9 protein-coding genes are annotated in these 10760 nt (G+C 70.6%); all 9 read right to left on the bottom strand.

Annotation, left to right across the window (positions count from 1 at the left end; all coding sequences use genetic code 11):
- Positions 1–350 precede the first annotated feature (350 nt).
- The 9 genes from K1T35_RS36100 to K1T35_RS36060 all read right to left on the bottom strand — a co-directional run bounded on the left by K1T35_RS36100 (position 351) and on the right by K1T35_RS36060 (position 10760).
- Positions 351–1988, bottom strand: a complete 1638-nt coding sequence (locus tag K1T35_RS36100) for a class I adenylate-forming enzyme family protein (RefSeq protein ID WP_220256207.1) — start codon at positions 1986–1988, stop codon at positions 351–353.
- A gap of 173 nt (positions 1989–2161) precedes the next feature.
- Positions 2162–2944, bottom strand: a complete 783-nt coding sequence (locus K1T35_RS36095; RefSeq protein ID WP_220256206.1) for a crotonase/enoyl-CoA hydratase family protein — start codon at positions 2942–2944, stop codon at positions 2162–2164.
- Positions 2937–3548 (bottom strand): PaaI family thioesterase, encoded by a 612-nt coding sequence (locus K1T35_RS36090; protein WP_220256205.1) that lies wholly within the window; start codon positions 3546–3548, stop codon positions 2937–2939. The genes K1T35_RS36095 and K1T35_RS36090 overlap by 8 nt, the downstream gene beginning before the upstream one ends.
- A 1-nt stretch (position 3549) precedes the next feature.
- Positions 3550–4701: an acyl-CoA dehydrogenase family protein gene (locus K1T35_RS36085; protein WP_220256204.1), complete on the bottom strand. Its 1152-nt coding sequence runs from the start codon at positions 4699–4701 to the stop codon at positions 3550–3552.
- A 17-nt stretch (positions 4702–4718) separates the two neighbouring features.
- Complete coding sequence (locus K1T35_RS36080; RefSeq protein ID WP_255621102.1) at positions 4719–6272, bottom strand: long-chain fatty acid--CoA ligase; 1554 nt, start codon at positions 6270–6272, stop codon at positions 4719–4721.
- A gap of 3 nt (positions 6273–6275) precedes the next feature.
- Positions 6276–7592 carry an MFS transporter gene (locus tag K1T35_RS36075; RefSeq protein WP_255621101.1) on the bottom strand — a complete coding sequence of 439 codons (1317 nt, stop codon included), beginning with the start codon at positions 7590–7592 and terminating at the stop codon, positions 6276–6278.
- Between the two features lie 233 nt (positions 7593–7825).
- Positions 7826–8590, bottom strand: coding sequence for an SDR family NAD(P)-dependent oxidoreductase (locus tag K1T35_RS36070; RefSeq protein ID WP_220256203.1), 765 nt, complete (start codon positions 8588–8590; stop codon positions 7826–7828).
- Positions 8591–8604: 14 nt separating this feature from the next.
- On the bottom strand, positions 8605–9738 hold the full coding sequence (locus tag K1T35_RS36065) for an acetyl-CoA C-acyltransferase (RefSeq protein WP_220256202.1): 1134 nt from the start codon (positions 9736–9738) through the stop codon (positions 8605–8607).
- Positions 9739–9881: 143 nt separating this feature from the next.
- Positions 9882–10760 carry an LLM class flavin-dependent oxidoreductase gene (locus tag K1T35_RS36060; protein ID WP_255621100.1) on the bottom strand — a complete coding sequence of 293 codons (879 nt, stop codon included), beginning with the start codon at positions 10758–10760 and terminating at the stop codon, positions 9882–9884.

Genomic DNA, 10760 nt, shown 5'->3' with positions numbered 1-10760 from the left:
GACCGGTCGATGAGCGTGGGAGAGGGCTTCGCGACCGACTGAATAGTGCACTGGAGGAAACGGATCGAAGCCTGCAGGATGACGACTCGCGCGATGCCTTCAAGAAGCTCGTCGCAGACTTAGGACCCCAGCTGCGGAAGCGCCGGGACGCACGCGAACGGGCACAGCGCGGTTCGGGTGACATTGCCCCGGCCGATGCTGGCGCTCCTGGCTAGCGGAGGCGAGACAGCTCGGCGGCGTTCGTGTCCGTTCCGCGAACACGCCCGAACGCCCATTCGGTGCCGGACACCACAGACACCCGACTCCGAACAGTCGTCTTGCCACTGCTGGCAAAGGCCGGAACATGCGGGTCATCTCAGATGATCGTCCGCTCGCGGCCTTCCCGGTAGGGAGGCCCGGAGGATTTTCTTAAGGACCTTGCCGGCCGCGCTGGTGGGCACCTTATCCACGACGTGGACCTCGCGGATCTTCTGGTACGGCGCCACCCGCGTCGCGACGAACCGCAGCACCTCGTCGACGTCGAAGTGTGCGCCGTCCCGCGGCACCACGAACGCGACCGGCACCTGGCCCACGGCGACGTCGTCCCGGCCCACGACGGCTGCGACGTCGATGTCCGGGTGCTGCACGAGGAGCTCCTCGAGCTCGCGCGGGTACACGTTGTAGCCCTTGTAGAGCAGCACGTCCTTGGCCCGGTCGCAGATGAACAGGAAGCCATCCTCGTCGACGTAGGCGATGTCGCCCGTCCGCAGCCAGCCGTCCACGAACTGCTCGGCCGTCAGGTCGTCGTGGCCGTGGTAGCCGCCGGTGACCTGCGGTCCGCGGACCCAGAGCTCGCCCCTCTCGCCGGGGCCGAGCACTCGACCCGCGTCGTCGCGGATCTCGATCTCGGTGTCGGGGACCGGCTGCCCGACGCTGCCGAGCTTGCGCCGCACGTCGTAGTAGCCGGGGGTGGAGGTGACGAGGGCGACCGCCTCCGTGAGGCCGTAGCCCTCGTTCAACATCGCCGACGGGAAGATCTTCTGTAGGCCCCGCATCGTCTCGCCGTCGATGGGTGCGGCACCCGAGGAGACCACGCGCAGCGAGCTCAGGTCCCTGGTCTGCGCCTGCGGGCAGGCCAGCAGGGCGTGCCACATGCTCGGGCTGCCGTTCGTGTAGGTCACCCGGCGCTGCTCGATGCGCTCGAGCATCCGGTCCGGCGTGAACCGGCCGAGCAGGATCGTGGTGCCGCCGGCACTGAGCATGAGCGCCATGTTGTACAGCGCCTGTGCGTGGTAGAGCGGGGCGACGGTGAGCCCGACCGTCCGGCCCACGACGATCGCCGCGTCGTCGCGAACCGCCGCGGTCAGGGCGATGGCGCCGTCGCGCACGCCGAGCATGCGGCCGGTACGCCACGCGAAGCTCTGGGCGATGTTGGCCACGATGTTGCGGTGCAGCACCCGGACGGCTTTGGAGACGCCGGTCGTGCCTCCGGTGAACGCGAGGTGCGCGACCGATTCAGGCGTGACCGCAACGGCGGGCGGCTCGGTCGAGCGGTCGGACGTCCAGTCGCGCATCGCCAGGACGCCCGCGGGCACGGGTACGGTCGCGGGCGCGGCGTCCGAGCCGGGGACGACCACGACCCGTCGCAGGCCGGTGCCCTCCCGTGCCGTGAGAAGCGACGCCGCGTGATCCGGATGCGAGATCGCGGCGACCGCGCCCACCTCGACCAGCTGCGAGCGCAGGCCAGCGGCCGGCTGCAGCGGGCTCGCCGGAGACACCGTCGCCCCGGCGAGGAGGACGCCGACGTAGCTCACGATCCACCACGCGCTGTTCGGTAGGTGCAGGAGGACGACGTCGCCTTCCTCGACCCCGTCGGCGCGGAGCGCGTTGGCGACGGCGGAGGCCTCCTCCAGCAGGCGGGTGTAGCTGAGCCGCTCCTCGCCGTCCTCGATCGCCACCCGCCCGCCGTGGTAGCGGCAGGTCGACACCAGGAGCTCGGTGAGGCTCACCGCGGGGTAGTCGAGCGTGCGGGGAACCCCGTCGGGCCAGTACCCGCGAACCGCACGGCCTCGCTGCGCTCGGCCGACGCTTCGCGAAGGGCGCTGTGACATTGATTCGCTCGCTGTACTTACCCGCCCCGCCGGCTCCGCAAGCTCCGCCGGCTTCCATCCCCCGGGCTCGCTCATCGTCCCTGCCAGTTCGGCCTGCGCTTCTCCGCGAACGCGCGGGCGCCCTCGCGGGCGTCTTCCGAGGCCATGACCGGCTCGATGATCTCGCGCTGGCGGGCGAAGCGCTCCTCGACCGGCCAACCCCGGGACTCGACGATCACGCGCTTGCTCGCGCGGGTGGCGAGCGGACCGTTCGCCGCGATCGCGTGGGCCAACTCCAGGGCCTCGTCGAGGGCCGAGCCGTTGTCGGTCAGCCGGTTGACCAGCCCGAGGTCGTAGGCGCGCGGGGCGTCGAGGAAGCCGCCGGTCAGCGCGAGCTCCATCGCCACCGCCCGCGGAATGCGCTCCGGCAGCCGCAGCAGGCCACCGGCGGCGGCGACCAGGCCCCGCTTGGCCTCGGGGATGCCGAACCGGGCGTCGCGCCCGGCGGTCACCATGTCGCAGGCCAGCACGATCTCGCAGCCGCCGGCCAGCGCGTACCCCTCGACGGCGGCGATCAGCGGCGTGGCCGGCGGTGCCTCGGTGATCCCCGCGAAGCCGCGGCCCGGAAGGGTCGGCCGCTCGCCGCGCAGGAACGCCTTGAGGTCCATGCCCGCGCAGAACGTCCCACCGGCGCCGGTGATGATTCCCACCGCGAGATCGTCCCGGGCGTCGAGCTCGTCGAGCGCGGCCGCGACTCCCTCGGCCACGGCGAGCGTGACCGCGTTCTTCGCGTGCGGGCGGTTGATCGTGACGATCATGACGCCCTGCTCGGCCGTGACCACGACCTCGGGCCGACCGTTCGCCGTCTCAGCCATGAGCGTGCCTCGCTCGGTCGGATTCCTGCAGGTGCCGCGGCATCACGTAGACGCCATGGGCGCTGACGGTCACTCGACCGTCCGGGTCAAGAATGTGCCCGTTGACGTGGGCTTTTCTGCCGTCGCGCTCGTGCAGCTCCGCCTCGGCCCGTAGCCGCCCCAGCGGTGTCGGACGGTGGAAGCGAATGGTGAGTCCGGCGGTCATTCCCGGATATCCCGCGGCCGCCGCTCCTTCACCTAGGACCTGGTCGAGGATGAGGGCGCAGACGCCGCCGTGGACGTATCCCGGCGGACCCTCGTAACTCGCTCCGAGCGTGAACTCCGCCCAGCAGCGCTCGCGTTCCCATACTGTGGCGACAGGCGGCGCGATCGCGTTGCGGACGCCGACCACCGCGTTGCCGTGATCGTTGCGCAGCGGACGGCCAGGATGCGGAAACGCCACACCAAGAGGTTCGGTGCTGGAGCTCTCCAGGAGCCTCTTGACGAGGATGTCGATCTCACGCGCGATCTCCAGGGCCTCGCCGCTGTCGATTCGGGTGCGCAGTTGTGCGTCGATGAGAGCACGCGTGCTGGCCGTGAGCGCGAGATATCCCGTTTCCGGCACGTCAGAGCCCCATCGACTTGGCCACGATGGATTTCATGACCTCGCTGGTGCCGCCGTAGATGCGGGTGACGCGCGCGTCGGCGTACAGCTTCGCGATCAGGTACTCGTTCATGTACCCGTAGCCGCCGTGCAGCTGGAGGCACTTGTCCACGACCCGGGCCTGCATCTCCGTGGTCCACAGCTTCAGGGCGGCGGCATCGGCCGGGGTGAGCTCGCGGCGGTCGTGCAGCTCGAGCGCGTGGTCGAGGTAGGCCTGGCCCGCGGCTGCGTCCGCGGCGCATTCCGCGAGCACGAACTTGGTGTTCTGGAAGGCGGCAACCGGCTTGCCGAAGACCGCGCGTTCCTGGGTGTAGGCCTTGGCCAGGTCGATCGCGGTGTGGGCCGCCGCCACCGCCGTGACAGCGATCGTGAGGCGCTCCTGGGCCAGGTTGTGGGTGAGGTACTCGAACGCGCGGCCTTCCTCGCCCAGCCGGTCCTCGACGGGGACGCGCACGTCGGTGAAGGAGAGCTCGCAGGTGTCCTGCGCCTTGAGCCCCATCTTGTCGAGCATCCGCCCCACCTCGAACCCCGGAGACGCGCTGTCCACGGCGAGTATGGTCAGGCCGGAGCGGCGGTTCTCCGTGCCCGGAGGTGAGGTGCGGCAGACGACCAGCACGCGGTCGGCGTTGACGCCTCCGGTGATGAAGGTCTTCGCACCGTTGAGGATGTAGTGGTCGCCGTCCAGCCTGGCCGACGTCCGGATTCCGGCCAGGTCCGAGCCCGTGCCGGGTTCGGTCATCGCGATGGCCGTCATCATCTCGCCCGCGACGAAGGCCGGGAGCCAGCGGCTCTTCTGTTCCCCGTTCGCGTAGCCCACCAGGTAGGGCAGCACCAGGTCGAGGTGCACGCGCAGCGGGCCGAGGGTGAGCCCGGCGCGCACCGACTCCTCGTTGATGATCGCGTTGAACGTGAAGCTCTCGACGCCTGCGCCGCCGTACTGCTCGGGCACCTGCAGGCCCAGGAAACCGAGCTCGCCCATGCGCCGGTAGAAGTCCTTGGGCGGGTGCCCCTGCTGCTCCCATGCGGCGTACTCCGGCACGACCTCCTTCTCGAAGAACTGCCGGATGGTCTGGCGGAAGGCGTGGTGGTCGTCGTCGAAGATGGTGCGCTGCACAGGTTCTCCTTCGCAGGTCAGACAGCTACCGATTGCGGCCGGGAGGCGAAGGTTCGACGCAGGACGTCCTTGCGGACCTTGCCGCTGGCGTTGAGTGGCAGCTGGTCGACCACGGCGATCCGGCGCGGCACCTTGTACGTGGCGAGCCGCTGCCGAGCGAAGGCCTCGATCTCCGCGGCGTCCGGCGCGGCGTCGCCGCGGGGCACGATGACTGCGAGCGGAACCTCGCCCCACTTCTCGTGCGGGACGCCGATGACCGCGACGCTGCCCACCTTGGGGTGGCCGGCGACGACGCTCTCCACTTCGGCGCAGTAGACGTTCTCTCCACCCGAAATGATCATGTCCTTCTTGCGGTCGACCACGTAGAGGTATCCGTCCTCGTCGGCCCGCAGCAGGTCGCCGGAGTGGAACCACCCGCCGCGGAAGGCGTCCGCGGTCCGTTCCTGGTCGTTCCAGTAGCCGAGCATCACGGTCGGGCCGCGGTAGACCATCTCGCCCACCTCGCCCGGTGCGACGTCGTTCATGTCGTCGTCGACCAGGCGGCATTCGACGTGGATCATCGGCGTGCCGACCGACCCGGGCTTGTGTACGGCGTCCTCGCCGAGCAGCACGGTCGCCGTAGCACTGGTCTCCGTCTGTCCGAACACCGACGACACCGCTACCGTGGGGAAGGCCTGGATGATCTCGCGTACCAGCTGTGGGCTCGCTGCCTCGCCACCCCACGTAGCCACGAGAAATGCCGAGAAGTCGCGGCCTTCGAGGGCGGGACTGCGCACGATCTCCCGCCATTGCGAGGGCACGAAGAAGGCCGCGTTGATCCGCTCCCGCTCCAGCACCTCGATCGTCTGCGTGGCGTCGAATCGCCCGCTCGCCTGGAGCACGATCGTGCCCCCGAGGTAGAGCGCGTTCAGGCAGCTCATCAGGCCGGCGATGTGGAACAACGGGGTGCCCACCAGCCAGGTCCGGCAATGGACGGGGATACCGGTGTGCAGCGCCTTGGCGACGACACCGGTGTGCAGGTTCCGGTGCGACAGGACGGCGCCTTTGGGGCTGCCGGTCGTGCCGGAGGTGTACATGATCACCGCAGGCCCGTCCTCGTCGATCCGGTGCTCGGCGTACGTCGCGGGTGCCGCCGCCATGTCGGCGGCAAGGCTGCGGACCTCACCGCCGATCACCAGCACAGACATGTCGAGACCGTGACCGGCCTCCGTGGCGGTCGCGAGCATGGCCTGGTCCGTGACCAGGACGGAGGCGCCCGAGTGCCGGAGCTGGTAGGCCACCTCGGGGACGGCGAGCCGGAAGTTGATCGGGACGCAGACCGCCCCGATCCGGGCGCACGCGACGTACGCCGAGACGTACTCCGGGCCGTTGAACGCCAGCACCGCGACCCGGTCCCCGGCCCGGACGCCGCAGCCGGCCAGCACGTTCGCGAAGCGGCCGGCCTGCTCGTGCAGCTGCGCGTAGCTGAGGCGCAGCTCCCCGTACTTCAGCGCGATGGCGGCCGGTCTGCCGCGCGCGTGGCGGGCCACCTGAGCGCTGACGGTCATCCCCTCGCCGTGCACGTCCAACATCGACTACCCCTTCGTCGCGACGTGGACGCCACGCAGCCGCACCTTGTCGCGCTCCGGGTTGACCCACAGGAGGGCGGCCACCCCGCCCACTATCGCCATGACCCCGAGGATCTGGAAGGCCTGGGTGTAGCCGGCGGCGGGACTGGCCGCGTTGTCGACGATCAACCCGGTGAGGTACGGACCGTAGATGCCGCCGAGCGCCATCACGGCCATGTACACGCCGAGCATGCCGGCGAGCTGGCGCGGCGGCACGATCTCCGACAGCGCGGCGTTGAACAGCGGGAAGATGGAGCTGCCGAAGGAGTAGCCGATCGACACCACGGCCACCGCGAGCGCCGGCGTACCGATGAGTGGGAGCAGCGCCATCGAGAGGCCGCAGGCCAGCAGACCCACCGATGGGACGATGCCCCGCAGCGTCCGTGACGTGGCGCCGCGGGCGATCAGCCGATCACTGATCAGGCTGAGCGCGAACATGGCCACCAGGGACGCGATGCTCGGGAAGCCGAACATGGCTCCGGCCTGCACGCGGCTGTAGCCCAGGCCCAGCTCGAAGTACGACGGCAGCCAGGTCAGCACCACGGTGACCAGCGCGTACATCACCATCGCCGCGAGCGCGCTCCCGAGGAACGTGGGCGACAGCAGGACCTTGGCCCAGGGGACCGACGGCTCCTCCGAGGTGCCGGCCGGCCGCGAGGCCTTGTCCTCGCCGTAGGGGCCTGGGGTCCAGGAAGGCAGCCAGACCAGCAGCCAGACGAGACCGGCGGCGGCGAGTACGAAGAACGCGGCCCGCCACCCGAAGGCCGCGACCACCAGCGCGAGGGCCGGGGCAACTGCGATCTTCGCGAGCGACGCCGACGCGGTGATGCACGCCGAGGGCAAGCCCCGCTTCTCGCGCGGGTGCCACGAGTAGAGCGCCGTGTGCACGATCGGGCTGGAGGGACCCTCGAGGAACCCGAGCAGCATCCGGCTCAGCAGCAGCACGGTGAAGCCCGCGGCGAACGGGACCGGCAGCATCGCGAACGACCAGCCGACGGCGAGGAGCCCCAGCGACCACTTCAGCGCCATCCACCGGTTCAGCAGGCCGGCGGCCAGATTGCCGACGGTGAAGGCGACGAAGAACGCGCTGCCGATCAGGCCGATCTGCGAGGCGCTGAGGCCGAGCTCCTCGGCGAGGGGCTGGGCGACCAGACCGAGGACGGCCTTGTCGGCCCAGTTCACGATGTAGAGGAACATCAACAAGCCGGTGAAGCCCCACGCCTTGCCCCGGGACTCGCCTGCCGACGAAATTGGTTCCGCGCTGACGACTGGAGGTGCTGACACGTGGCTCTCCTTCTGGTGTGCGTCGCTGCCCACCTGGCTGCCTCTCATCGTGTGCGTCAGCTCACACAGGCACAAAGACGCAACGCGGAAGGGCGAGTTAGGCCGTTCCTATGACGGTGCAGGAATCACCGTGCACGTCGCGGCGCCACCGTGCACATGGTCAGCCGCATGCACGGTGACCTCGGCGTCTGCACGGTGGCGCTGATCTCAGCGCTCCGCGCAGGGCTCCGACGTCAGCGCGGGGCCATCCGAATGCCGCCGTCGAGCCGGATGGTCTCGCCGTTCAGGTAGCCGTTCTCCAGGATCTGGACGGCGAGCAGGCCGAACTCGTCGTCGCGGCCGAGCCGGGGCGGGTGCGGGACGCTGGCGGCGAGCCCGGCGCGCACGTCGTCGCGCAGGCGCGCGAGCAGCGGGGTGTCCATGATCCCGGGGGCGATCGTGCAGACGCGGATGTTCCGGGACGCGAGGTCGCGCGCGGCCACGACCGTCATCCCGACGATGCCGGCCTTCGACGCCGAGTAGTTGATCTGGCCGATCTGGCCCTCGTACGCCGCGACGGAGGAGGTCAGGACGATCGCGCCGCGCTCGCCGTCGACCGGGTCCTGCCGGGCCATCCGCTCGGCGCCGAGGCGCAGCGCGTTGAAGCTGCCGGTCAGGTTGAGCGTGATGACGAACTCGAAGTCCTCGAGGGAACCCGGCGTGCCGTCCTTCTCGAGAATGCGCATCCGCCGGCCGGCGCCGGCGCAGTGCACGAGACCGCGGAGACCGCCTTTGGCATCCGCGGCGTCCAGCGCCGCGGCGAAGGAGTCGGCGTCGGTGACGTCGGCGGCGACGAACTGCGCGTTCTCGCCGAGCTCCTCGGCGGCCCGCTCCCCGTCGGAGGTGGGCAGGTCGACCAGGGTGACGAAGCCGCCCTCCTTGACCAGCCGGCGGGCCGACGCCAGGCCCAGCCCCGAGGCGCCGCCGGTGACAGCGGTGTTCAGCCCTTCGAGTCGCACGCGCTCCCTTTCCGTCAGAGGAGTTCGAGGATGGTGGCGTTGGCCATGCCGCCGGCCTCGCACATGGTCTGCAGCCCGTACCGGATGCCGTTGTCCTTCATGTGGTGCACCAGGCGGGTCATCAGGATCGCGCCGGACCCGCCGAGTGGATGCCCGACGGCGATGGCGCCCCCGACCGGGTTGAGCCGCTCGTCGGCGCCGCCGGTCTCGGCCTGCCAGGCCAGCGGCACTGGCGCGAAGGCCTCGTTCACCTCGTAGGCGCCGATGTCGTCGAGCCGGAGGCCGGACTTCTTCAGGGCCTTCTCCGTGGCCGGGATGGGAGCCGTCAGCATCAGGACGGGGTCATCGCCCGCGAGCACGGCGGTGTGCACGCGGGCGATCGGCTGCATGCCGTGAGCCGCGGCGGTCTCGCTCGAGGTGACGAGCAGGGCGCCGGCGCCGTCGGAGATCTGTGACGAGTTACCGGCCGTGATCACCCCGTCCTCCCGGAACGCCGGCTTCAGCCCGGCAAGGGTCGCCGCGCTGGAGCCGCGGCGCAGCCCCTCGTCGACCTGCAGGCCGCCCTCGATCGGGGCCAGCTGACCGTCGAATGCCCCGCGGTCGATCGCCGCCGCGGTGCGCTCGTGGGAGCGGGCGGAGTACTCGTCCAGCACCGCGCGGGTGAAGCCCCACTTCTCCGCGATCATCTCGGCGGAGATGCCCTGGTTGAACCCGTGGACGCCGTACCGCTCGAGCACGCTGTCGGGATACGGCTTGCCGTCGCGGCCCGCCGAGCCCATGGGCACCCGGGACATCGACTCGACCCCGCCGGCGACCACGAAGTCGTACTGGCCGGCGATGACCCCCGCCGCGGCGAAGTGCACGGCCTGCTGGCTGGAGCCGCAGCGCCGGTCCACAGTGGTGCTCGGCACCGACTCGGGCCACCCGGCGGCCAGCACGCCGACCCGCCCGACGCTGCCGGCCTGGTCGCCGACCTGGCTGACACAGCCCCAGACGACGTCGTCGACGAGGGCGGGGTCGAGGCCGGTGCGCCGGGTCAACGCGTTCAGCACATGGGCGGTCAGGTCGGCGGGGTGCATGCCCGCCAGCGCGCCGTTCCGCTTGCCGATCGGCGTCCGTACGGCGTCAACGATCACGGCGTCGCGCATGCCCCGCTCCCCACGTTCGTCTGTCGATCCCGCCCTGCCACGGAACCATCGGGCCGATGCAGACCGCAAAGACGCGTTGCCGATCGGAAGATGAGCGACAACCTATGTGCCGACCTCACCGAGGCGAGCCTGGCCGTTGTCGGTCAGAGTCCGGCGGCCTCGGCGATCAGCGATACCTGCGCGAGGTCCGGATTGCAGGGCATGAGGATCAGTTCGTCGCAGCCCGCGTCCTGGAAGTCGGCGATCGCATCGGCGAGTTTCTGTCGCGTTGTGAGGGCGCCGGCAGTGATCTGCCCGACGTAGTCGCGGATGAAGGCGTAGTAGTCGCCGAGGTACCGCTGCGCGTGGATCTCGGCCTCGTCGCCGAGGCTGGCGTAGGCGATGGCGACCAGGCGGGGCTCGCCCTCGCGGCCGCCCTCGTGCCACGCTCGCCTGGCTCGGTCCGCTCCGGCGGCGAACGCGTCGGGGCCGCCGGCGCCCAGGATCCAGCCGGCGCCGAACTCGACGATGCGGCGTTGGGTGGCCGCGGCGTCGCCGCCGATCAGCAGCGGCGGACCGCCCGGTTGCACGGGGGCCGGCCCGATCGGGCCGGCGAAGCCGCGGGGTTCCTGCGCCCAGACGGCGCGCATCTCGGCGAGCTGTCGGTCGAAGGTGCGCCCTCGATCCTTGAAGGACGAGCCCGTCGCCTCGAAGTCGTCCGCGCGTCCGCCGACCGCGATGCCGACGCGCAGCCGGCCCTCGGCGATGCTGTCCACGGTGGCCAGCTGCTTGGCCAGCAGCGCGCCGTTGCCCCGGTACGGGGCGATCAGGACCGCTGTCGTCAGCCCGATCCGCTCGGTCACCGCGGCGGCGGCCGCCAGGGTCGGCACCGCCTCCAAGTTTCCGTAGACGAGGCGGTCGAGCGTTCCCAGGCTCGAGAAACCGGCCTTCTCGGCGGCGCGCGCCCACTCGAGGACCCGTCGGCCCGGGACGCCGGGAATGGTGGACGGAAGACCGATACCAATGTCCATTTGTCTGTCCAT

Source organism: Pseudonocardia sp. DSM 110487 (genome assembly GCF_019468565.1).
GTDB lineage: Bacteria > Actinomycetota > Actinomycetes > Mycobacteriales > Pseudonocardiaceae > Pseudonocardia.
The sequence above is the reverse complement of the archived record's forward strand: the minus strand, read 5'-3'. Positions and strand labels throughout refer to the sequence as shown.